Below are 22,269 nucleotides of genomic sequence, written 5' to 3'. Positions count from 1 at the left end.
TGGAGACACTCATCTTCGAGGAAGGTTAAACCGTCCCCCCCGAAGAGGAATGGCCCCTGCGGCTTCACTCTTTCATGAGTAGACCCTGCAGGGTCTACTCCTTTCCGAAGAACTGCCGCATGAACGGGTACATCTCCATGATCTGCTGGCTCGCAATCTCTTCGTAGAGACGATAGGTGATACTCACCGCGAGCAGCAGACCGGTCCCACCGACTGCGCCGATCACACCGAAGAGGTTGGCGACCACACTCAGCACACCGATGAACGCGCCACCGATGATGGTGACCCTCGGGATATACCGATCCAGGTACTTCTCGAGCACCTGGGCATTGCGCCGGTACCCGGGAATGTGCATCCCGCTCATCTGGATCTGACGGGCCACATCCTTGGAATCAAGGCCTGCCGTCTTAATCCAGAAGAGGGCGAACACCGCACCCCCGACCACCATGAATGTGATATCAACGCCCATACGTATGAGGATTTCCCACGGGGCGTGCCCGAGGTCGCTGAGCCACCACATCCAGTCCTGCGGCGAGTTGATCGGGGCGAGATAGTACATGAGCCCGCTTACCGGGGTCTGCCCCTGGAACTCACCGAAGATGGTAATGCCGACGTTCGAGAGGAACATGCCTATCATCTGGATGTTCGCCTGCAGCACACGGACGAGGATCATCGGCAGCACACTCGCGTAGATGAGCTTGACCGGGAACCGTGCCCGGGCTCCACGAACGGCCGTATGGGCGAGCGGAATCTCAATCCGGGTAGACTCGACGTAGACGACGATCAGGAAGATCGCGAGGGTCGTGATGAGGGCGAGGACATCCGTCCCGAAGTACTCGAGGAAGTTTCCACCTTCCATAGCGATGGAGAAGAGCCTCGGGAAGAATCCGACCGGGAATTGATCGCTCACTGCCTCCCAGTTTAAGAACCCGTTCACGAGACCCTCCGAGACACCGGCGACGATGAAGAGACCCACACCGGAACCGACACCCCACTTGGTGACCACCTCGTCCATGAACATAACCAGCACTCCGCCGATGCAGATCTGGATGAATATCAGGAGCGAAACGATCGCCGTATTACCGCCGAAGAGCCCTATGGCGACTGCAGGGTCGGGGAGCATGGAACCGCCGACGATCATCGGGATGGCCTCGATAACGATCATCACAAGGATGAGCATCTTCTGCAGGCCCATGTACATGACCTGCCCACGCGCCTCACTGGTATCTATCTGCAGGATATCGGCACCCTTGAGCAGCTGCAGCACGATCGATGCGGTGACGATCGGCCCGATACCGAGGTGCAGGAGCGAACCGCTCGCACCGGCAAGCAGGGCTCGGTAAAATGCGAAGAAATCTTGTGACTCAGGAGAGAGCCCGAAGACAGTGATATTTGTCAGCACAAAGTACAGGAGCAGAATCCCGAGCGTCCACAACAACTTATTTTTGAAGTGAACGTGGCCCTCCGGACTTTTGACCGCAGGCATTGCTGCAAGCAAGGGTTCAAGTCTATCCAGCAGACTCGCCATGTTTTCACCTGGAAAAATTTAGTTAAGCGGTGGTTGCCTGACCGCCCATCTCTTCAATCTTTGCCTTGGCACGTTCTGAGAACGCTCCGGCAGAAATATTCAGTTTTCTGGTGACTTTCCCGCCACCGAGAACCTTCTCGATACCGATGTCAGAGGCGTCGATGGTGACGAGGTCACCCTCCTCCGTCGCAAGACCACTCTCTAAGAGTGCGCTCACCATCTGGTCGATAGCTCCGATATCGAGAGCGTTCACGGATACACCCGTCTTCGAGACGAACCCGTGCTTTCCGTTGTGCAACTCGCCGTAGAGAAGGAAGTGTGAGAAGCGGTGGTCACGGTGACCTGCCCGTCCTCTTCCTCCCCGGTTTCCGGCGCCACGCCTGTTCTTGTGCGTTCCGCCTCCGCAGGTCCGCGAGCCTCTGTATTTGGATCTCTTATTTACCGGCACCCATCTCACCTCATCTTGTGGAGGAGATCGTTGATCTCACAGCCATAGTAGCCGAGAGCCCCACCCTGCTGAAAGGTTCGCTTGATAGTTTTATAGCCCTTTCGAGGTGGATGCAGTCTCAGCACCGGCTTCATCTCAGCTACGTCCTTGATATCGGCATCTCCGTTCACGAGTGCCTGCGCATACTCTTCAATGCTGCCGAACCGGGTGTTCTCCCGGATATACTCGTCGGTCAGCTTCTGATCCCCGGTGAGTCTTCCACGGGTGCGCAGGACGGTAGCGAGCGTCTCAGCGTCAACCTCGCCGTACGCGACGAAGTCCTTCACCTTCCGGATCATACCGAGGTATGCCGGGGTGTCGGGAACGATGACACAATGGTTGATGTGGTGGAGACGGAGCATCTTCAGCGTGTCCTTGATCTCGCGTCCGGTATTGACGACACCACGTACCTGAACAACTGCGTACATTATTCGAAACCCCCGATCCGTACCATATTCGTCTGCTTCAGCGCCTCGAAAGTCGCCTTTGCAAAGTTGATGGTCGTCCTGGTCTGTCCCTTGGTAAACGCCCAGACATCCTTGATGCCTGCAAGCTGCAGTACCTTCTTTGAGATGTCTCCGGTCACGAGACCAAGTCCCTGCGGTGCCGGTTTGAGCGTCACCTTGACACTGCCTGCTTTGCCCGTTACTTCAACCGGGATGGAGTGAGAGAGGTCACAGCCACACTCCCAGCTTCCACAGCCTCTCCTGACCTTCAGGACATTGAGTTTTGCATCTGCAATCGCTTTCTGGATTGCATTACCGACCTGTGCGTCCTTGCCCTGGCCGAAACCGACATATCCGTTACGGTTGCCGACGACCACTACGGCACGGAACTTAACACGGCGACCCGAATCGGTCATCCGCTGCACCATGTTGATATCGAGCACTTCATCCTCAAGGTCGGGCAGCAGTGCATCGACGATCTGCGGTTCCTTGATCGGATGGCCACTCGCAAGCACCTCATCGATGCTCGTAATCTCGCCTGCGGCAACAGCCCGGCCAAGACCAGTGAGCGGAACCCATTCCACCTGTTCGTACGCCATATCACGCCAGCTCCTTCATGATGGCATCTGCCACTTTTTCTACGTTCTCAACTAAATTCCCGGCCCTTTCGGGAGCATACTCCGCGATATGGGTACCTTTGAGGCGGCTCTCGTCGGGAAGAATGGACTCCCCGTACGGTACCTCAAGCCCGGCGTCGACCGCACCTTTCAGTGCGGCAAAGACCCGTGCGCCGGGTTTTGCCCTGTGCAGGCCGATATCCAGGATTGCCTCGTCGTATCCTGCGTTCAGTGCCTTTGCGGCAAAGAGCATTCCGGTGAGGTATGCTGCGGGCGTGTTCGACGTCGAACCCTCATACCCGTATGCAGCAAGCTCGCTCGAGTACGCCGCGACCAGCGTCTTGTCGCCGATCATCTCAGGGACGACCAGCTGCACGATGATCTGGCGGTTCGTCTTCCGGACGACCATGCGGGGTGCATCGGCGACCAGGAGGTTCATACGTTTGTAGTAGTCGGTTTTCCCTTCCTTTCTCCTGCGGAAGGGAACAAAGTATCTTGGTCCGGTTGCCATTATTTCATCCTCCCAGCCTGGAGTTCCACCTGTGCTTTCAGGTGTGCAACGCTCCGGAACTGACCACCCGAAGATCGCCGGTACATCAGACGATACAGGGGGCGCTCGATGGTTCCGTCGTCCCGCATCTCGCGGAGTACCCGGCGCTGTGCACGGATCTTACGGATCCAGACGCGTTTGCTCGGGTTACGGGCGCCTGCGGCACCCTTTCTCGACCCGGGGCCCTTACGGTGACCGTATGCCCTCTTGGCGATCGTCTCGCGTGCCCTGCCACGGCTGTTTCCTTTCACGCGCCGTGCCTTGATCGCGCCCTCGTCGATGAGACCACGCAGGTCATCACGGGAGATTGCAGCCTCAATGTCCGCCATCCGCTCGGGGTCGAGCCACACGCGGTTCAGACCGCACTTCAGGATCGAAGCGGAGATCCGCTTCTGGTTGGCGAGATCACTCATTCTCGCTCACCTCGGGTGCAGACTCCGTCTCCGGGGCAGTGACTGCCTTTGCGTTCAGGACTTTCAGGCCGAGTCTGAGTGCCTGCTCCTGGATGATCACGCGCTTTCTCCCGCCGACCGTTCCGCCGATCCTGACGGCCTGGGTCTCCGGGTTCACTCCGGCAAGTTCGCTCGGAGCAAAGACCAGTACTTCTTCGTATCCGCTCGGGTGGAATCCGCGTACCGCAGCAGGGCTTCCGTATCCTGCCTGAGGGATTGCTCCCTTGGCCTTGAACTGTCTCCGCTGCTTGTTGTGCAGACCGCGCGGGCGTCTCCATGTGTCCTCAAGCTGCTTCTTCTGCGCAAGGCCTCTGCGCTTGAAGCTCGGCTTGTTGTGCTGTGAACGGACACGGATTAATCTCTTCCTCTCTTCCATCTCCATCACGCCTTCTCGATGATATAGATACCATCCTGGAACACGCGGGGATCGCGCTTGGTGATCCTGGTGGCGTGCTCGATATTCGCTGCAGTGTTACCTACCTTCTCCTTGTCGATGCCGCTCACGGTGACCTCGTCGTTGCCGACCTTCACGGTCACGCCCGGAACGATCTTCGCGATACGGGGCTGCTTCTCGCCAAGGAAGTTGTTGATCTCAAGGCGATCGTTCTGCAGTTTCATCTGGATCGGGAAATGGCTGTACACCACTTTCATGTTGTACTCAAAGCCCTCCCGGACACCCCGGATCATGTTCTTCGAATGTGCTGCAATCGTTCCGCACATTGCGAGGAACTGCTTCTTGTCGGAGCGCGTGGAGATGACGAGTTCGTCGTTCTCAATCACGATCTTGATCTGCGGGTACCGCATATCGCGCTCGTTGCTGCCTTTCGGACCGGAGACCTTCAGGATCGTCCCTTCGAGGGTGACAGTCACGTCGCCCGGGATCTCAACAGTTCTTGTGATTCCCATCTCTGCAACTCCCTCTAGTAGACGTATCCCAACAGCTGACCGCCGATACCTTCGGCCCGTGCCTGTTCGTGAGACATGACGCCGCGTGACGTGGAGACGATGAGAATGCCGAAGTTCTTGGCAGGGAGAAACTGCGACTCCCAGTATTCCATCTCATCGAGACCCACTGCAAACCGCTGCGAGACTGCACCGCATTTGTTGATGGTACCACGAAGCTGGACGCGGAACTGACCGCCACGTCCGTCCTCGATGAACTCGAAGCCGGCGATATAGTTCTTCTCCTCCATGATGCGCAGCATTGCGCCGAGGAGTTTGCTGGCCGGTTCGATGTATACTTCGCTCTTACCTACATCACCGGCGTTCTTGATGCTGCACATCGCGTCGGCAATTGGATTTAATCGTGCCATATTCGCATCCCTCAGTTCATCTTCTTAAAGCCCATCTTCGATGCCCACTCGCGGAAGCACTGGCGGCAGAAGTAGATATTGTACCGGCGTACGAGACCCTGCTTTCGTGCGCAGATCCGGCACTCGTTCGCACCACGGCCGAACTTCTTTACAGAACTTCCTTCGGGGGTGTTTGTCTTCTGTTCTGCCATTGTATTACACCTCCACCTGGTAGCGCTCACGCATGAACGCTATCGCTTCGTCCTTGCTTACCTTCTGCTTGGCCGGGAGCTTTCGCCGTTCAACGGATCTTCGTGCGATCCGAACGCCCTTGCGCTCAAGCACGACATTGATGTCCATGCCGTAGATACCGATCGTCGGATCGTAGCTCATACCCGGAAAGTCGGTGTGCTCTTCGATACCGAAAGAGACGTTGCCCGTCCGGTCGAACTGCGATGTGGCAAGGTTCCGCTCGATAATGGCGAGAGCGGTCTCTACGAACGACTCTGCGGTCTTTCTCCGGAGGGTGACCTTGCACCCGATCGGAGCGCCCTTCCTGATACCGAACGCCGGCTGCGTTCTCTTTGCGATGGTGCGGACGGGTTTCTGGCCGGTGATAGCTTTTACGATATCTTCAGCTTTCACCAGTCGCTCGCCGCTCTCGCCGACGCCCATGTGAACAATGACCTTATCGATATAGATATCCTGCATTGCGGTCATTCTTCAGCCTCCAGCTTCAGTTCGCCGGGGACATATCCGGACTTGCCGACCATGAAGATGTACTCTTCGATGGTGTCGAACCGGGTGTTCGACCCCGTGTCCTCGAGTGTCACGCGGTTTGGAACACTGCTCGGGGTCTTCGTGATCTCGACGACGGTGCCGATCTTGCCGGAGTGGCGTCCACCGATGATCATGGCCGTGTTGCCGATCGCGAAGGGGAAGTGATCCGTGATCGTGAAACGGTTCTCGCCGCCGAGCGTGAGGACAATCGAGTCCTTCGGCTTGTAGGTGTTGTCGGCGATGACGTTAGCACCGTAGTTGAGGTTGAGCTGCACTTTGCCGCCCCTGACGATCGTCTTGTCACGGATTCTGCAGAGACGGGCCTGTGCCGCTTCCTCGGGGATCTCGACGGAGACCAGCCTGCCGCGCATGTCGAGCTGAATCCGGTAGTACCGGCCGATCTTCGGGATCGCGATAATATCAAAGACCCCGATACCGAGCTTCGGGTCAGAGACAGGCTTACCGTTCACGATGACGGCGCGCTGCGAGAGGATCTGCTTGACCTCTTTCATATTGTTGGCGAGCTTCGCGTGCTCCCGGAGCCAGACACCGATCGGCATCGCCTGTGCGTTGTGCGGGCCCGGAGCCGTCTTCGATACGAATTTCTTTACTTTCTTTGGAATATGCCAGGAGTCGGGTGCCACCAGACGCTTCAGATGCTTCGACATTATTTACCCTCCCCAAGTCTCGTCTCACGCAGTTTGTCCTTGAGGTTGAGCTTCGTGATCTGCACGTTTGAGGGATCGACCGGACGCGGAACCTCGGTTCCGTCGGCCTTGGTCACCATCACACCGTGCACAAGCAGTTTGCACTTGTTCATATCGACTCCGTCGACAATGCCCTCTTCGCCGGCAAAATCGCCGCGGAAGACCTTGACGGTATCTCCCGTGACGACCCGGGTCCGGCGGGTGCTGTACTTCTCCCGGAGAGCCGGAGCAAGCGAAGCGGAAAGGAACCGTCCCTTCTGATGAATGGGTGCGGTATAGCGTGCTTTGCGCTGTTTTCTGGGTTGTTTACTGATTACGCGAACCATTAGCCGCACCTCATACAATGATCGTCGCCATGGAGGCGATCTTCGGGAAACGTTCCGCCACCTCACGGGGGACGGGACCTTTGATCTCGGTTCCTTTGGGCTCGCCGCGCTCGTTCACGATAACCATTGCGTTATCCTCGAACGAGACCCGGAGACCGTTCGGACGGCGCATCTCTTTCCTCTGCCTGATGACGACCGCTTTTTCAAGTTTCCGGCGCATCTCGGGAGTGCCCTTCTTGACGGTCACCGTTGCAAGGTCGCCGATGCCGAGGCACGGCTGCCTCCGCCGGACACCGTGGAACCGGTCGACAGAGATGACCTGTACCATACGGGCTCCGGTATTGTCTGCACAGACCATCCTCGAACCGGTGTTCAGCGCCCGCGGGATAGTCGACTGCTTCGCCTTCATTCCTTCAGCACCTCGACAACAACGAAGGTCTTCGTCTTGGAAAGCGGCCTGCATTCGGCAATCTTCACCATATCACCGATAGCCGCATTGATACACGGCGTGCTGTGAGCGTGAAGTTTCGAACTGCGCTTTTCGTATCGTTTGTATTTCTTGACGTAGTGCAGGTAGTCACGCTCCACTACGACCGTGCCGTTCATACGATCGCTCACGACTTTGCCGGTAATCACCTGGCCGCGTACCGGCAAACTGCCGTGAAACGGACAATTCACGTCGCCGCAATCCTTCTCCGGGACCGGGACGTTCAATCCAATATCTTTTGCCATCGTTCACCCTCTTATAGTTTCATGCGCATTGTAATGCGTTTATCAGGCTGCGACACCAGTGTTGAAGCGTCGATCTCTACGAGATCTCCCCCGGGAAGGCGGATCTGAAGGATGCTGTATCTCTTCTGGATCCGCTTTTCTCCACGCTCGGTCGCGATGACCAGCGTGTTCCGGGTTTCATCGATGATCCTGCCGGAAAGACCGACGAGGCTTTTGTTACTGGCGCCGACTACCAGAACGTTCATGCCGATGAGCTCGTGCCGAAGAACGTTCTGGGGAGAGATCATGCCCTTCTCCTGCTGTTCTGCTCGGTCTTGATACGTGCAATCGTTCTCCTGATCTCACGTATCCGTCCGGGGTTCTCCGTGGCACCACCAGCGCTGACCTTGCCGCGCTCCTGCACGAGCTCGAGCTGCAGCTTCTGCCCCTGTTCCTGGAGTTCGACATCGGAGAGCTGGTGCACTTCCTCTGCTCGAAAGATTGCCATCTATCTCTCCTCCATGTACACGTCCTCGATGGACTCTACAAGTTCTTCCTCAAACTCGTCGCCGACTTCCTCGACCTCAACGACCGGCTCGGGAGTCTTCTTCTTGGTAGGAGGAAGAACCTCGAAAGTGTCGGGCATACGTGCATCCGGAGGCACGATCTTGACCTGTACGCCGATAAGACCGAGTTTCTTGATGGCGATTGCGTAACCCTTCTCGACGATGGTCTCACTCGGTTCGCCGCAGTGCTTGATGTAGCCCTCGACGAACTTCTGTGTCCGGGCACGGGCACCGGTCAGCTTACCGGCGATGATGACCTCGCAACCGAGCGCTCCTGCATCCATGACGCGCCGGATAGTGCTCTGACCGGCCTTTCTGAAGTACCAGCCACGCTCGAGGGCGTTTGCCAGGCGTTCGGCCATGATCTGTGCGTTGAAGTTCGGGTTCTGCACCTGCTGAACTTCCACCTGCGGCGACTCGATACCGTACTCGGTGGCGAGATCCTGGGTGATCTGGCGCACCTGCTTTCCGCCCTTCCCGATAACGATACCGGGCTTCTCTGCCCAGATAGTCACCTGGGTGCCGAGAGGCGTCCGGGTAATATCCATACCGCCATAGCCGGCGCGCTTCAGCTCGTGTGCGAAGTACTTCTCCACACAGACCTTACGAACGCCGTCACTGATGAATTTCTTCTCTACTGCCATCACTCCACCTCGGTGACGATGAGTTCGATGTTCACGGTCTCCCGGCGCTTCGGGGTCGCGCGACCCATCGCACGGGGGAAGAAGGCCTTAAACCCACGACCCCGGTTTGCAGCGGCATGGGTGATGACGAGCTTCGTTGCATCAAGGCCGATGTACTCGGCGTTCTTCTCGACCGACTCGAGCAGCTTGATGTATGCCGTTGCCGCCTTCACGGGGTAACGGCCGCCGTCCCACTTGTCAAGACCGCGCTTGTGGGCGACGTTCCGGTTGAACCGCTTGAAGGGGATCGCCTTCTTCAGCGCCACAACGTCAGCGAGGTATGCCCGCGCTTCGACAGTGTTCCTGTTCTTGATGAACCTGGCAATCTCAATGGAGTGCTTGGGCGATACGGGCAGCTCGTTTGCTTTTACCCGTGCAGTGGTCTCGCCCTTTTCCTGAACCGAATAATCCGTCCTTGCCATAGCCATCACTTCAACGGTACATACTTACTCGACCGGGTTGCACCGATACCGGCACTACCGTGCGAAACTCTCCTGCGGGTCAGTGCGAATTCACCGAGGTAGTGGAAGACGGCCTCGGGCTGGATCTCTACTTTCACGAAATCCTTTCCGTTATAGACCTCAATCGTCTTTCCAATCATCTCGGGGATGATAACCATGTCCCGAAGGTGCGTCCGGATATTCTCATCGCCGGCCCGGATCTCGGAGAGGAGCTTTTCATGCCCCTTCGAGAAACCACGCTCGAACTTCCGGCGGGCACGGGAGGGCATGAGGGGCATCAGTTCCGAGATGCCCATACCCTGCAGATCCTCGATAGAGAGACCGCGGTAGGTGAACTCCTCCCGCCGTCTCGGTAATCTCTTCTGTGTCTTCTTTGCCATACTCTACACCCCTCACTTCTTCCACTTGCCGGTTCTCCGGGCGGCGATCGATCCGACCTTTCTTCCCGGGGAGGTACCGCGTGCAACGGTCTTCGGCCGGCCGCAGTGCTGGTGGCCACCGCCACCGAACGGGTGGTCGATGACGTTCATGCAGACACCTTTCACGCGCGGCCACTTCTCTGCGGAGGACTTGACGTGGTGGTGCTTCTTACCTGCCTTGACGAACGGCTTTTCACTTCGTCCGCCACCGGCAACGATACCGACCGTCGCCATGCAGACACCGTTGAACCACTTGTTCTTCCCGCTCGGCATCCGAACGCCGACTCTGCCGTCGTCGGACTTACCGATGATGAGTGCCTGAACACCGCTCGAACGAACAAATTTGCCACCGTCGTTCGGCCGTGCCTCGATGTTGCAGACGTACGCCCCGACCGGGATCGACCGAAGCGGCAGCGTATTTCCATTCTTCATCTCAACATCAGCACCCCAGGCTACCTCGTCACCGACGCCGAGACCCTCGGTAACGAGCATGTACTCCTTGCTCCCGCTCTCGAGTTTCACCAGGGCAATCGGTGTGTGGCGTGCCGGATCGTGTTCGATGTCGATGACGCGCCCTTTTACGGTTATGGTGTTGGATCCCAGGTGCCGCAGGGCAGCTTTATACCGGTGCGAAGGCGCCCGGTATGTCGGGCCGCCCTTACCACGGCTCTGTGCAATAATTCGATGTGCCATTGCCACTCACCTTTACATTATGCCAAGCCGGCTGAGAATCTCTTCAGCGGCTTTTTCGTCCGCAAAACTCACGATGGCCTTCTTCCGGCCCTTCATGGTCATCATCGTCCGAACCTGCGTGACTTCCTTTCCGAACGACTTCTCAAGATCGCGCTTGATATCCTGCTTGGATGCGTCGTTTTTTACCAGAAACTGAAGTTTGCTCTCGTTCTCAAGCATCATCGTCGCTTTTTCAGTGACAAACGGATGTTTCAGTACCATTTAGTATCCCTCCAGTTTCCGCAGGGCGGAAGCCGTCCAGAGAGTCAGGCGGCCTGCCTGGGTGCCGGGTGCTAAGAGTTCCGTGTTCAGCTGGTTCACTGTGACGGAGTCGACACCGGCAAGGTTCCGGGCGGCGCGGAGCGGCTGGTCTCCCGTGACGATCAGGACACTCTTTCGCTGCTTGTAGCGGCGGCCACGCATGGTACCCCGGCCTGCCCTGACCTTCTTGCTGCTCTTTGCGCGCTCGACATCGGCGTAGATACCAACGGCGGTGAGGGCTGCAATGACATCGCTCGTGCGGGTGAGTCCTTCAAACTGGTCTTCGAGAACCAGCGGGAGGTCTCCCTCGAACAGGTGCCCGCGCTCGCGAACGAGGTCGGTACAGACTGTAGCTGCAATAGCAGAGCGAAGAGCCTTCTGTTTCTCTTTCTGGTTTATCTGCTTGACGAGGATCTTCTCGACCTTCGGCGGGTGAGCCGCTCGTCCTCCCACAGCCTGTGGAATCCGGGCAACCCTGCTACCGTTCTTCAGCCTCGGAACCTGGGCGACACCACGGCCGCTTCCCCAGGATGCTGCAGATGTCCGGAGGCCGGCATACGGATTCGTTCCGTGCGGCTGGAACCGGGTGCTCTGGAGTGCAAGAACTGCCCGCTTAATCAGGTCTGGTCTGTACTCTTCCGCGAAGACGCTAGGAAGATCGATATCCTCTGCACGCTCTCCCTTCAGTGTTCTAATGTATGCCTTCATTGACGCGTCACCCCTGCTTGCTCTGGACACTGACGAAGTTGATCGCCGGCGTCCGTGCCGCATGCTCACCCTGCCGGATTGCAGATCTCAGCCGTACAAGCCGCTTTGTCGGTCCGGGAACCGATCCCTTGACAAGGACGTACGGGCCGCGAACCATACCATAGTGGAGGAAACCCCCTGCAGGCGTGATCTCATCGCCGTTGTTGCCTACTTTCAGGATGCGCTTGTTGAACTCGGTCCGCTGGTGGTAGCCGCACTGACCCATCTGGGGAACCTGCCACCGGACGTGGTGTGGTGTCCACGGCCCAAGGTTTCCAATATGGCGCTTCTTGCCGCCGCGGGAGTGTTTGCGCTTGCGCACCTGGATGCCCCAGCGCTTAACCGGACCCTGGGTACCCTTTCCGGTGGTGATGGCGGTGACGTCGACGAATGCACCGGTCTCGATGATCCCGGAGATGCCGACCTCTTTACCGAGGAGATCGGTCGCATAGGCGAGCTGATCCGCAATGCTGCCTCCGGAGATCCGCATCTCCATAAGGTCGGGCACTTTCTTCGGAACACCGGTGAGCCCGGAGGGCTGCGTATATGCCAGAGCATAGATCTCAACGACCTTGCCCGCCTCGACCGCTGCCTTCATGGCGTCGATAGCGGCGGCGCGATCGTGGTTCTTCGGCATGTTGATCCGGCGGCCGAGCTCCTCGTCGAGAGAGTCGGACCAGGCCTCGGTCAGCGCGTGCTTGCCGTATGTATCGCTCGTGTAAGCACGTACACCCGCCACTTTCATGGGGGGTACTTCAATAACCGTCACCGGTACCGTCACATCTTTGCCTTCGGTAGGACTGTTCTTATGGTCGTCCACCATGACAAGGTGAGTCATACCAACTTTGTACCCGGCAAATCCCTGCACCATCGGGGTCCCGTTGTACTCGGGCCAGGCACCGTACTTCGGAACCGGGCTCTTTGCACGCTTTCTGGGACTGTATGCGAGGGATCCTCTGCGTGGCCTGTTTATCTTCGGCATGTTTCTATCAACCCTTCGTGCGTTGTATTGTGATGCACCGAACCGGGAACCCTGGAGACAAACCGCCTCAGCGTCCCGGATCAGTCCGAGCAGCCCCGGAAGGTTTTCAAAAACCCCCCGAGAGGATGCATCGATGCTGCCGAGCAGGTCGGCAGATCGTCAGTTGAATGTCGGCGAACCCGCTAGGGGCGTGACATCGATGCTGCACAGGGCGCATATGGCCCCGAAGCAGCATGGCGTGGAAGGGAACGGTATCCGACTGTAGCGTCTGCCCCCGTACCCGGGCATACACCGCCGATGGAGATCTCCACCGGAAAACGGCCGCAACCCATAGGGTAGAGGCAGACTCCTCTTCCTGGCGTGCACCAGATTATCCAGTCTTCTCGAATAGATCCTGACCCCCCGGCGTTTCCGGAAAGCGTCCGGAAGTGGGCTCGCTGCACTGAGCGTTCGCCCGTCACCTCGGTCAGATCCAGCTTCTGTCAACCCGTTGTGCCGGAGCACAACTCCTTCTCGACATCGCCCTCCGCAAGGAGGGTTCGACCATGTGGTTTTGTCACCCGCGTTGTCTGTGACACGCCGCCGCACCTCAAGCTCCAGCCAACAATGGAGGAGCCGCGAGATCGTGGCAATCCAAGGCTTATACAACCTTGTTTCATCGACGATAAAGAACGGCGCATCTCAGAGCGGTTTCTTAAATTTAGCCGCAAATCAGATATAAACCTTCTTATCGGATCGTGCATAAATTCTGCAGAAAGAGAAAGTTCCCGGGCAATCTGCTCCGGGCTGCAGGGAGGGGCAGCATCCCATATCAATCCGACACCGGATCTTTCCGAAACGGCATGATCTCCTGCCACCGTTCATCCCGATGCGCTCTTCTTACCCCTCATGGATGAAACTGTCGGATCATCCGAAGTAGAGTTCACCGTCTTCGTTGATGTAGACCTCAACGTCCTCGCGGATGTACCGGGCTCTGAACCGCTCGGGGTTCGAGTCGCGGAGCCTGTTGATGAGGGAGATAGTATCGTACTTGACTTTGATACCCACCTTTTCGGCTTCGTCGTAGATGATCTCCGGAGTCTTTAAGAGGTCCGTGCCCGCCTTGAGAGTACAGAGGTGCGCCGCATCGAGCGTATAGAGAAACTCTATCGTCTCCCGTGCACGTGAGATATTCTCAAGAGCAGCTTTTTCGATGGTGCAGACATTTGCCTTCGAGGTTCTGATGATCTCGGCAATCTGCTGCTGGGTGAGACCCTTCCTGCGGTATCGCAAAACTTCCTTCTGACGGTCGGTGAGGAGCCCCTGCTTCATTGTCATAGTATGTACCACCATACAACTTAAACACTTTTCCTTAACATCCCTGCACGGAGAGGGAGACCGCGAGAGGAAATTTCAAAATGTTTATATGAGAATTCGGTGATATTATCGTGTTCTCAAATTTGAGAGGTGTAAAAAGTGGTAGTTAAAGTAGGAATTGCAAAACTAGGCAACATCGCCAGCGGCGTTATGGCTGAGTTGCTCCTCGATGAGCGTGCGGACCGGGAAGACATGATCACCTTCATGGCAACCTCCGGCACGAAGCTCCAGCCCGAGGATATCGACCGTGTCGTCAACAATATGAAGGCCTGGGGCCCCGACTTCTGCATCGTCGTTTCCCCGAACGGCATCCTCCCCGGACCCACCGGTGCCCGTGAGGCGCTCGCGGCGGCAGGAATCCCCTGCGTCGTCATCACCGACGACATCACCACCAAGAAGGAGCAGTTCGAGGCCCTCAAGGCCAGCAACTTCGGCTACATCATCATGAAGGCAGACGCCATGATCGGTGCACGCCGCGAGTTCCTTGACCCCATCGAGATGGCGGACTACAACGGCAACCTCGTGAAGGTTCTCTCCGTCACCGGCGCGTTCAGAAAGATGCAGTTCGAACTCGACAAGGTCATCGACCAGGTCAAGGCCGGCAAGAAGGGCGCAGACCTTGCACTGCCGAAGGTCGTCATGACCTCCGACAAGGCTGTCGACGGCGAGTTCTCAAACCCCTACGCACTTGCAAAGGCACGTGCAGCATATGAGATCGCACAGTCCGTTGCCGGCGTCAACGTCAAGGGCTGCTTCATGACCAAGGAATGGGAGAAATACATCCCGATCGTCTCCAGCGCCCACGAGATGATGCGCCAGGCCATGCTCCTCTGCGAGGAAGCCCGCGAGATCGAGAAGAGCACCGACGCAGTCATCAGAAAGCCCCACAAGAAGACCGGTGAGATCGTCGCAAAGACGGCACTCATCAGCAAACCCGAGTAAACCAACAATACCCTTTTTTCCCCGGCACAGGGAACGTATCTTTGAAAAAGGCGAATCCGGACGGTCAGCGATCCGACCCGCCCATGTTGACGACCATCATCCGCATCTCGGTCATCTCTTCGATAGCATACCGGGGACCCTCGTGCCCGAGGCCCGACGCCTTCACGCCGCCGTACGGCATATGATCCATCCTGAACGTGGGGATGTCGTTAATCAGAAGACCACCGACAGAGAGATCGTCGAACGCCTGCATGATACGCCGGATGTCGCGGGTAAACACTCCGGCCTGAAGGCCGAAGGGCGAGTCGTTGGCATAGGCAAGCGCTTCGTCGAAGGTGTCGTACGGGGTGACGGTGATCACCGGAGCAAAGACCTCGGTGCTGTTCACCCGCATCGCAGGCGTGGTCTCAATAAGAACAGTCGGGGAGAAGAGTGCGCCGGCGACGCTGCCTCCATGCAGAACCCGCCCACCCCCCCTGACCGCTTCGGCAACCTTCTCCGCAGCGTCGGCGGCAGCTGCCGCCGAGATCATCGGCCCGATATCGGTATCGCTCTCCCGGGGATCACCAACCTTCAGGAGGCTGACTCTCTCAAGGAGTGCCTCGAGCATCTCCGGAAATACCCGGCGGTGAACAAAGACTCTCTGAACGGAGATGCAGACCTGACCGGCATTGGAAAAACCACCGGATGTGATGCGCGATGCTGCATACCGGATATCGGCATCCTCATGGACGATTGCCGCCGCGTTTCCCCCAAGCTCAAGTCCGATCCGCTTCTTTGCGATCGAGCGGAGGTGCCATCCGACCTTTGGGCTGCCGGTAAAACTCACGTATGCAATCCGTTCATCGGCGGCAAGGCGCTCAGCGCGGGCACTGCTGCAGGGGAGAACGCTGATAGCCTCCGGCGGAAATCCTGCAGCAAGGAGCATCTCACCGAGCAGCAGCCCGGAGAGCGGCGTCTTCGTCGCCGGTTTGAGGATCACAGAGTTCCCTGCAGCAACGGCAGGACCCACCTTATGGCAGGCAAGGTTCAGCGGAAAATTAAACGGCGTGATGCAGAGAACCGGCCCGAGCGGAAACCGGCGGATGTACCCGGTATAGCCCTCGCCCGCAGCGCTCCAGTCGAGCGGCAGGATCTCACCGCCGATACGGCGCGCCTCTTCTGCCGCTACCCGGATCGTCTCCCCCGCCCGTGCAACCTCGCCCCGGGCAAGAGTCCGGGTCTTTCCCGCCTCGAGAATAAGCGCCTCGACGAGTTCGTCTGCCCGCTCCTCTATCCGGTCGGCGAGTGAATAGAGAATCCGTGAGCGAACGTGCGCGGGGAGCCTGCGCGTGACGGCAAAACCCGATACCGCCGCACGGACGGCATCATCGATATCGGCATCTCCGGCCAGGCATACCTGCCCGACAGGTTCGCCCGTAAAGGGGAAACAGACAGGGACGGTCTCGGCACTTCCCCGCCAGACGCCTCCGACCAGGAAGGGAGAGGGATCACTCATAAGCGGATACTATAGGAGAACTCGGCATTGTAGCTTTTGGAATGAAATTCCGGATTAACGTCCCCCGGCATCCCGGCGGAAGAACTCGCCGAGCGCTTCAGGGAGCGTGAGGATGATCGGTTCCTGGTGCAGCCGCTCCATGAACGCCGAATCACAGATACAGAGACCGTTCGGGTTCATCCTGGAGATGACGGAACAGAATGCCCGGTATCCCCGGTCACGGCCGGATCTGTCGAAAAATATAGCGACGTTGAAAGCACGTGTCCCGAGGCTCCGGTAGAGGTTGATGATCCGGAGGAGCCCCGACACCAGCGGATCGACGTACGACTCCATCTCATCGAGTGTCGAGAGAGGCAGCAGCCCCCTTACCTCACGCTCGCCGAGGGGGACAGGGCTTGCCGACCAGAAGATCTCGTTCTCGAAGAGGAAACGTCCGGAGCTCCGTTCCTGCTCCCGGAGGTCGTCCCAGTAGAGCCGGTTATGCTTCTTCAGGTACCGGTGGCCTGCGGTGAGATACCGCTCTGTGAGACACGACGGCATCGGGTCTGCTATCCCCTGGAGATGCGGGTGGGCAATGCTCGCTCCTGCCGAGGGGAGGTAGTTCCAGTTGATGCTGTGGTAACCGCTACATCGCCCGAGCGACTCGACCATCCCGGAGAACGCATCCGCGAGTTGTCTCGCTCCGAAGTGATCCACCATATGGTCACGTGTAATCACCGTCACGGTATGCCAGGCAGAATAGGGGTAAAGGTTCGGAAACGTGACGCTTTCACCGCGCCGGATCCGCAGGCCGTCGGCGAACGTCGGCGTCTCGACGTCGATCGCGCCCGGGCAGAACGGACATCCATCGGCTGTGTAGCATATCCCGGTATCTGTATCGAGGTTTCGCTGTAGCCGTGCGGGGCTTATCCGGCACCTGATACCGGTCAGGGATTCCCGCCGATACTGGAGAGTACCCCGTTCAGTCTGAATCTCCCGGACCGAAAACATTGCTCTTCAGATCAAGCGTGGCGGCCGGAGCATAATAATATGCCGGTAGAGAAGCAAACGGAAAAAGAAAATGGGAGTTTTTCCCGGTCTACACGACGTACTTGCCGAGCAGACGGATGGACTTGGTCATGTCCGGGCCGAGCGGGGAGCCGAAGATAATCTGCGTGACACCGGCTGCTGCCAGGTCTTCGCACTTCTGCTTGACCATGTCGGGGGTTCCTGCAATGGTGAAGGCGTCGATCTCTGCGTCGCCAACGAGGCCGCCGACCGTCTTGAAGTCAAACTTGGCAAGAGCATCCTTGATCTTTGCGACGTTGCTCTGGTCGAGGTTGTGGCGCTCAAGGATCGCGGGCGGGGAGCCTGCGGCGATGAATGCTGCAACGATCTTGGCTGCATTGCGGGCCTTCTTCTCGCTGTCGTCGATGGACATAGCGGTGTAGGCACCGACGTCGAAGCTCTTCTTGCCTTCCTTCTCCATAGCGGCCTTGATGATCGGGATGGCGATCTCAAAGTCCTTGGGGTTCGATGCGTTGATCAGTGCACCGTCACCGATGGTTCCGGCGAGCTCGAGAACCTTCGGTCCCTGGGCGCCGATGTAGACCGGGATGCCCTTCTTGCCGGGGAGGTTGACACCGGTGAGCTTTGCACCGTCATAGTCGAAGAACTCCATGTCGCCGGTCTTCTTGACCTCTTCGCCGGAGAGGAGCTTCCTGATCTGGATGACCGCCTCTTTCAGGCGTGCAACGGGCTTCTCGGGAGAGATGGCAAGCTTCGGGAGCGTGGAGAGGTCACCGGGGCCGATACCGAGGACTGCACGGCCGTCGGAGATCTCATTCAGGGTTGCCATGTAGGATGCCATAGCCGCCGGGGTGTCGGTGAAGGCGTTCATGATACCCGGGCCCATCTTGATGCTGTCGGTCGCGGCTGCGATCATGGCAAGGGTCGGGTAGCAGTGGCGGTTGTTGTAGTGGTTGGTAATCCATGCATAGTCGATATCCTTCGACTCTGCGAGCTTCGTGTAATTAACTACCTGCTTGACGTTGATATTTCCTGGCACAAATTCGATTCCATATGTGGTCAAGGCTAATTCACCTCATTGTGTAGTTACTCAGCAGAGATTTAAATATATTATCATTTTAAGTTCGCTTAAACCGGATATCCGGCGGTGCGAGATAAAACAACGAGTAATTATTACTTCAACCTCCCATAAGGCCGATTAAATCTGCTTTTCGGGACGGGGCACGGCAGAGCCGAGTGCTGAACCGCAACACCCATATAGGAGATATCAGATCAGCACGCCGGATTGGCGAGCGGCAGAAACGTATATCTCCATTCTCCGCTAAACACATCAATGGTTTACAGGTGCGGCTGGGAGCTCTGCATGCATCGCTCTTCGGCTGTACCGCTCCAGAAGAAAAACCGGGATTTTCATATGCGGGTACTGGCGATTGGCCTTGGCGGTGCCGGAGCACGGATCGTGGACAAGCTCTACGATCACGACCGGCGGAGTAAAGTCTGCTGCATGAGCGCAGTTGCCATCGATATCGAGGCAAACACCCTCCTGCAACTGCGGCACCTGCCCGAGACCGCACGGATATTCTTCCCGCCTATCGACCCCGACCACCCCTACGACATCGCCCGCAATATCGATATAGAAGAAGTAATGACACGGGTCCAGCGGCTCGACACCCTCGAGATCGATGCAATTCTGCTCTGCTGCGGCCTTGGGGGAAGCATGGTCGACTTTGTCCCCATCATCGTAAAAGAACTCAGAACCTCGTATGTCGAGCCGATCTTCGCAGTTGCCATCCTTCCCCGCCTGGCAGAGGGGAAGAAGATCTCAGCGAAAGCAGCTGCTGATCTCGAACTGCTCCGGGAGATCACCGACGGAACCATACTCTTCGATAACGAGACCTGGCACGACAAACTGAAGAGCTCGCTCACGGCCACTGCAAAAGAGAAGGCGGGCATCAAGAACCAGGCTGCCCGAAGAATCCCTTCATTCCCGCAGAATCCCCGGGATATGTACGATCTTCTGAACGACCGGATCGCACGGCAGGTGGGGCTGCTCCTCCGGGCAGGAGAGTTCAACGAAGCCGGGCTTGAAGTGGCAGAGATCGTCCTTGATGCGGGGGAGGTTCTCAATACGCTGCAGGGCAGCGGGTATGTCTCGGTAGGATACGCCGCCGAACCGCTTCCGGGGAGCTGGTTCGACCTTTTCAACAGGTGGCGCTCGTCGAAGTACTTCATCGAGGGGTCGCATGAGAAAGCAGCACGTATTGTGGCGCTAGCAAAGAGAGCGGTGTATGAGGAGACTTCGATACCCTGTGATCTGACGAGTGCCGACAAGGCGCTGGTGCTTATCGCAGGCCCTTCCGCCGAGCTCTCGATGAAGGGGTTCCAGACCGTCAGGAAATGGATCGACCGGAGCATTGCAGGCCTCGAGATGCGATCGGGAGACTACCCCGTAAAGAATACATCGTACGTCGGCATCATCATCATGCTCTCCGGTCTTCACAACATTCCGCGGGTCGAGGAGATCAATCAGATCAGGATAGAATATCTCCTCGAACGTGAAGAAGAAGAGAGAAAGAGCCGGCAGAAGGCATATCCGGAACCAGCGGACGAGCCCAAAGAGGACTATCCATGGGCGGACGAGACCGAAGAGGAGCCGTACCGCCCCGAAGAATACGGCGAAGAGGACGGTGACGAGGAGATGGCAGGAGAGGCAACGGAAGAGAAGGACGAGATGATCTCCCTTCCCGGGTCGAAAGGAGAGAAGAAGTTTAGAGACGATACTATCGAGACGATCCCCCGGGCAGCAGTGCGTGGAGACGAGGACACAATCGTTCTCCCGGGGAAGGAAGGGAAAAGAGAGATAGATATCACGCGAAAAACTGTTGTTTCATCCGCTCCCGCACCAAAGAACGGCGTCTTCGGCCCAAAGGAGATCCGGGCAAACAGCGCGCCGAAAGAACTCGATGCCTCATCGGGCTTCACTGCCTCCGTCAAACCCGTGCAGCGGCCGAAGGAGGGCACCATGACAGGTGAAGCCGTTTCACTGAAGCAGGGAGGGCAGCGGGCACGGGACGAGATCTTTTCCGGCGACACGGTTCGCATCGGCGACCGTCCTCAGCGCCCCTCGGACGATCTGCTCGGCAGGTCGGGACGCGGATTTGACAGGGGCGCCGGGAAACCCCGCGAGGTGGTGCCGTCCCGGAGCGGGCTCAACGTCATCGACCATACCACGCGGACAGAAACCGGGAAGAAACAAAAAGATGATGATACCGATCCGGACGACGACTTTGTCTGGATCACCTAGCATCCGATATCTTTGAGAACGGAATACTACCGGCACCGATCTCCGTCCGGAGCAGATAGCCCTTCTCGATAGCGTTCCCGATGAGGTTCATCCCGCTGAAGGCGACAATGGGGAGACGGTATGGGTGTTCACGCAGGTTGAATGCTCCGATCCCGATGTCGGCGGGGAAGACAAAACCACACTCCTTCATCTGGTCGATGATCTGCTCTACCTGACCCTTCGCGGCGACGGGAACATCACGGATATTTGCAAGAGCAATGCCGCATTTCGCATTGACCAGACGGTTAATCGACGTAAGACCCGCAGATATGAAGAGCTGCAGCGGATCAATGCTGGTTCCCCGGTAGCCGATCAGGTCGATGAACTCGGCAGTCGATCCCTCTTTGACGGCAAGCCGTCCGGCATACTCAAGGCGGGTGGGAATTCCCCCCTTTTGCATCACTCCGTCAAGAGTCACGCTGCAGACGGTAATGAACCCTGCATGCCCGTCCGGCACCCGCGGGTCGGTATCGACGATCTTATACGAATCGAAGAAACCGCATTCTGCCCGGATAACCTCGTCGAATGCTTCCGTCACACCGTCAAGATGCTCCTCGGGCACTATGGTGAGGTTATAGGCGACGTTCCCGGTACAGGTCAGCGGATCAAAGTTGCTCCTGAACGCGAGCCGTTCCAGTTTCGAGATGATGAAGCCGATTCGCTCGTCGACGAGCGCGCTCTCAGTCTCCGCCGTCCCCTCTTCGGTGAGGACACGGCCACGGTTTCCGACCTTGACCGTGAACCCCATCTCATCCAGGTAACGAAGGTAGTACTGGACGGCTCTGTCGCTTAAGATGAAACCCCGCTCGGCCATCATCTCGCTGAGCCGTTTTGCCCCCATCGGTTCGTGAGATTCTTTGAGGATCCGGAGGATCTCGAGATACTTTCGTTCGGATCGAATGGACATGCTCATCGTGTCTGCACCGTACCCCTGCTGTCCTGGTATCTTCCCTCATAGAGCCGGACACCGTTCATCACAGTCTGCAGAATCATCTGCACCACCCGGTCTTCCCGTTCGAGGAAGATATCCTCCTCACCCGCATTGACAAGGCAGAGCGTCAGTTCTCCGCGGAAACCAGGGTCTACAAATCCTCCGCCGAGGAGAACGCCCCTCCTCGCAAACGACGATCTGCACCGTAGTGTCGCTGCGATATCCGCCGGAAGCTCAACCCGTTCAATGCTGTGCACCAGCGTGCACGCGCCCTTCCGGAGCACCGTATCCTCTGCAGCCCGGAGGTCATATGATGCCGGTTGCTGAGACGTCTGGCTGTAGGGCTGGATGACGAGGTCCCCTCCCTGAAGGCGGCGGAGGGTCTCTTCTGCTGAAAGGATCATCTTATAATGTAATCGCAAGAAAACGCTTAATATCTTCTGA

The 22,269-nt window shown here is 57.7% G+C and carries 32 protein-coding genes; 2 read left to right on the top strand and 30 right to left on the bottom strand.

Features of this window, described 5'->3' with window-relative positions:
• Positions 1-94: 94 nt before the first annotated feature.
• The 25 genes from secY to ABH15_RS05855 form a co-directional block, all read right to left on the bottom strand.
• On the bottom strand, positions 95-1,528 hold the full coding sequence (secY, locus tag ABH15_RS05975) for a preprotein translocase subunit SecY (RefSeq protein WP_128693467.1): 1,434 nt from the start codon (positions 1,526-1,528) through the stop codon (positions 95-97).
• Positions 1,529-1,550: 22 nt separating this feature from the next.
• Positions 1,551-1,976 (bottom strand): uL15m family ribosomal protein, encoded by a 426-nt coding sequence (locus ABH15_RS05970; RefSeq protein ID WP_128693466.1) that lies wholly within the window; start codon positions 1,974-1,976, stop codon positions 1,551-1,553.
• Between the two features lie 5 nt (positions 1,977-1,981).
• Positions 1,982-2,443 (bottom strand): 50S ribosomal protein L30, encoded by a 462-nt coding sequence (locus tag ABH15_RS05965; protein WP_128693465.1) that lies wholly within the window; start codon positions 2,441-2,443, stop codon positions 1,982-1,984.
• Positions 2,443-3,060: a 30S ribosomal protein S5 gene (locus ABH15_RS05960; protein WP_128693464.1), complete on the bottom strand. Its 618-nt coding sequence runs from the start codon at positions 3,058-3,060 to the stop codon at positions 2,443-2,445. Before ABH15_RS05960 ends, ABH15_RS05965 begins: the two co-directional genes overlap by 1 nt.
• 1 nt (position 3,061) lies before the next feature.
• On the bottom strand, positions 3,062-3,589 hold the full coding sequence (locus tag ABH15_RS05955; RefSeq protein ID WP_128693463.1) for a 50S ribosomal protein L18: 528 nt from the start codon (positions 3,587-3,589) through the stop codon (positions 3,062-3,064).
• The gene (locus ABH15_RS05950) at positions 3,589-4,041 is read right to left on the bottom strand and encodes a 50S ribosomal protein L19e (RefSeq protein ID WP_128693462.1); all 453 of its coding nucleotides are present in this window, start codon (positions 4,039-4,041) and stop codon (positions 3,589-3,591) included. Before ABH15_RS05950 ends, ABH15_RS05955 begins: the two co-directional genes overlap by 1 nt.
• The gene (locus ABH15_RS05945; protein WP_338323521.1) at positions 4,034-4,462 is read right to left on the bottom strand and encodes a 50S ribosomal protein L32e; all 429 of its coding nucleotides are present in this window, start codon (positions 4,460-4,462) and stop codon (positions 4,034-4,036) included. Before ABH15_RS05945 ends, ABH15_RS05950 begins: the two co-directional genes overlap by 8 nt.
• Complete coding sequence (locus ABH15_RS05940) at positions 4,462-4,986, bottom strand: 50S ribosomal protein L6 (RefSeq protein WP_128693461.1); 525 nt, start codon at positions 4,984-4,986, stop codon at positions 4,462-4,464. The genes ABH15_RS05945 and ABH15_RS05940 overlap by 1 nt, the downstream gene beginning before the upstream one ends.
• A 14-nt stretch (positions 4,987-5,000) precedes the next feature.
• A complete protein-coding gene (locus ABH15_RS05935) occupies positions 5,001-5,393 on the bottom strand; it encodes a 30S ribosomal protein S8 (RefSeq protein ID WP_128693460.1) in 393 nt (130 codons plus the stop codon).
• Positions 5,394-5,404: 11 nt separating this feature from the next.
• Positions 5,405-5,584 (bottom strand): 30S ribosomal protein S14, encoded by a 180-nt coding sequence (locus ABH15_RS05930; protein ID WP_128693459.1) that lies wholly within the window; start codon positions 5,582-5,584, stop codon positions 5,405-5,407.
• A 4-nt stretch (positions 5,585-5,588) separates the two neighbouring features.
• Positions 5,589-6,092 carry a 50S ribosomal protein L5 gene (locus ABH15_RS05925; protein WP_128693458.1) on the bottom strand — a complete coding sequence of 168 codons (504 nt, stop codon included), beginning with the start codon at positions 6,090-6,092 and terminating at the stop codon, positions 5,589-5,591.
• Positions 6,089-6,820 (bottom strand): 30S ribosomal protein S4e, encoded by a 732-nt coding sequence (locus ABH15_RS05920; RefSeq protein ID WP_128693457.1) that lies wholly within the window; start codon positions 6,818-6,820, stop codon positions 6,089-6,091. The genes ABH15_RS05925 and ABH15_RS05920 overlap by 4 nt, the downstream gene beginning before the upstream one ends.
• On the bottom strand, positions 6,820-7,185 hold the full coding sequence (rplX, locus tag ABH15_RS05915) for a 50S ribosomal protein L24 (RefSeq protein ID WP_128693456.1): 366 nt from the start codon (positions 7,183-7,185) through the stop codon (positions 6,820-6,822). The genes ABH15_RS05920 and rplX overlap by 1 nt, the downstream gene beginning before the upstream one ends.
• A 10-nt stretch (positions 7,186-7,195) precedes the next feature.
• Positions 7,196-7,594 (bottom strand): 50S ribosomal protein L14, encoded by a 399-nt coding sequence (gene rpl14p / locus ABH15_RS05910; RefSeq protein ID WP_128693455.1) that lies wholly within the window; start codon positions 7,592-7,594, stop codon positions 7,196-7,198.
• On the bottom strand, positions 7,591-7,917 hold the full coding sequence (locus tag ABH15_RS05905; protein WP_128693454.1) for a 30S ribosomal protein S17: 327 nt from the start codon (positions 7,915-7,917) through the stop codon (positions 7,591-7,593). Before ABH15_RS05905 ends, rpl14p begins: the two co-directional genes overlap by 4 nt.
• A gap of 11 nt (positions 7,918-7,928) precedes the next feature.
• Entirely contained in the window at positions 7,929-8,204 is a 276-nt protein-coding gene (locus ABH15_RS05900; RefSeq protein WP_128693453.1) for a ribonuclease P protein component 1, read from the bottom strand.
• Complete coding sequence (rpmC, locus tag ABH15_RS05895; protein ID WP_128693452.1) at positions 8,201-8,404, bottom strand: 50S ribosomal protein L29; 204 nt, start codon at positions 8,402-8,404, stop codon at positions 8,201-8,203. The genes ABH15_RS05900 and rpmC overlap by 4 nt, the downstream gene beginning before the upstream one ends.
• A complete protein-coding gene (locus ABH15_RS05890; protein ID WP_128693451.1) occupies positions 8,405-9,106 on the bottom strand; it encodes a 30S ribosomal protein S3 in 702 nt (233 codons plus the stop codon). It abuts the gene before it with no gap.
• Positions 9,106-9,567: a 50S ribosomal protein L22 gene (locus ABH15_RS05885; protein ID WP_128693450.1), complete on the bottom strand. Its 462-nt coding sequence runs from the start codon at positions 9,565-9,567 to the stop codon at positions 9,106-9,108. The genes ABH15_RS05890 and ABH15_RS05885 overlap by 1 nt, the downstream gene beginning before the upstream one ends.
• Before the next feature lie 5 nt (positions 9,568-9,572).
• Positions 9,573-9,986: a 30S ribosomal protein S19 gene (locus ABH15_RS05880; RefSeq protein ID WP_128693449.1), complete on the bottom strand. Its 414-nt coding sequence runs from the start codon at positions 9,984-9,986 to the stop codon at positions 9,573-9,575.
• 12 nt (positions 9,987-9,998) lie between these two features.
• A complete protein-coding gene (locus ABH15_RS05875; RefSeq protein ID WP_128693448.1) occupies positions 9,999-10,718 on the bottom strand; it encodes a 50S ribosomal protein L2 in 720 nt (239 codons plus the stop codon).
• Between the two features lie 12 nt (positions 10,719-10,730).
• Positions 10,731-10,979, bottom strand: coding sequence for a 50S ribosomal protein L23 (locus tag ABH15_RS05870; RefSeq protein ID WP_128693447.1), 249 nt, complete (start codon positions 10,977-10,979; stop codon positions 10,731-10,733).
• Positions 10,980-11,726 (bottom strand): 50S ribosomal protein L4, encoded by a 747-nt coding sequence (rpl4p, locus tag ABH15_RS05865; RefSeq protein ID WP_128693446.1) that lies wholly within the window; start codon positions 11,724-11,726, stop codon positions 10,980-10,982.
• 7 nt (positions 11,727-11,733) lie between these two features.
• Entirely contained in the window at positions 11,734-12,747 is a 1,014-nt protein-coding gene (locus ABH15_RS05860) for a 50S ribosomal protein L3 (protein WP_128693445.1), read from the bottom strand.
• A 906-nt stretch (positions 12,748-13,653) separates the two neighbouring features.
• Positions 13,654-14,058, bottom strand: a complete 405-nt coding sequence (locus ABH15_RS05855; protein WP_128693444.1) for a Tfx family DNA-binding protein — start codon at positions 14,056-14,058, stop codon at positions 13,654-13,656.
• A gap of 144 nt (positions 14,059-14,202) precedes the next feature.
• On the opposite strand from ABH15_RS05855, the gene ABH15_RS05850 reads away from it, so the two are divergent.
• Complete coding sequence (locus tag ABH15_RS05850) at positions 14,203-15,045, top strand: F420-dependent methylenetetrahydromethanopterin dehydrogenase (protein WP_128693443.1); 843 nt, start codon at positions 14,203-14,205, stop codon at positions 15,043-15,045.
• Positions 15,046-15,109: 64 nt separating this feature from the next.
• Here the strand turns inward: ABH15_RS05850 and ABH15_RS05845 are convergent, their stop codons facing one another.
• The 3 genes from ABH15_RS05845 to ABH15_RS05835 form a co-directional block, all read right to left on the bottom strand.
• Complete coding sequence (locus ABH15_RS05845) at positions 15,110-16,543, bottom strand: aldehyde dehydrogenase family protein (RefSeq protein ID WP_128693442.1); 1,434 nt, start codon at positions 16,541-16,543, stop codon at positions 15,110-15,112.
• Between the two features lie 54 nt (positions 16,544-16,597).
• Positions 16,598-17,533 carry a galactose-1-phosphate uridylyltransferase gene (locus ABH15_RS05840; RefSeq protein WP_128693441.1) on the bottom strand — a complete coding sequence of 312 codons (936 nt, stop codon included), beginning with the start codon at positions 17,531-17,533 and terminating at the stop codon, positions 16,598-16,600.
• A gap of 88 nt (positions 17,534-17,621) precedes the next feature.
• Positions 17,622-18,614 (bottom strand): 5,10-methylenetetrahydromethanopterin reductase, encoded by a 993-nt coding sequence (locus ABH15_RS05835; RefSeq protein ID WP_128693440.1) that lies wholly within the window; start codon positions 18,612-18,614, stop codon positions 17,622-17,624.
• A gap of 351 nt (positions 18,615-18,965) precedes the next feature.
• On the opposite strand from ABH15_RS05835, the gene ABH15_RS05830 reads away from it, so the two are divergent.
• Positions 18,966-20,855, top strand: coding sequence for a tubulin/FtsZ family protein (locus tag ABH15_RS05830; protein WP_128693439.1), 1,890 nt, complete (start codon positions 18,966-18,968; stop codon positions 20,853-20,855).
• On the opposite strand, the gene ABH15_RS05825 is transcribed toward ABH15_RS05830, so the two are convergent.
• Positions 20,848-21,807 (bottom strand): DUF128 domain-containing protein, encoded by a 960-nt coding sequence (locus tag ABH15_RS05825; RefSeq protein WP_128693438.1) that lies wholly within the window; start codon positions 21,805-21,807, stop codon positions 20,848-20,850. The genes ABH15_RS05830 and ABH15_RS05825 overlap by 8 nt on opposite strands.
• Entirely contained in the window at positions 21,804-22,229 is a 426-nt protein-coding gene (locus tag ABH15_RS05820; protein WP_128693437.1) for a dCTP deaminase, read from the bottom strand. The genes ABH15_RS05825 and ABH15_RS05820 overlap by 4 nt, the downstream gene beginning before the upstream one ends.
• Positions 22,230-22,269 lie beyond the last annotated feature (40 nt).

The sequence above is a fragment of the Methanoculleus taiwanensis genome (assembly GCF_004102725.1).
Lineage (GTDB): Archaea > Halobacteriota > Methanomicrobia > Methanomicrobiales > Methanoculleaceae > Methanoculleus_A > Methanoculleus_A taiwanensis.
This window is presented reverse-complemented; position numbering and strand designations above follow the sequence as displayed.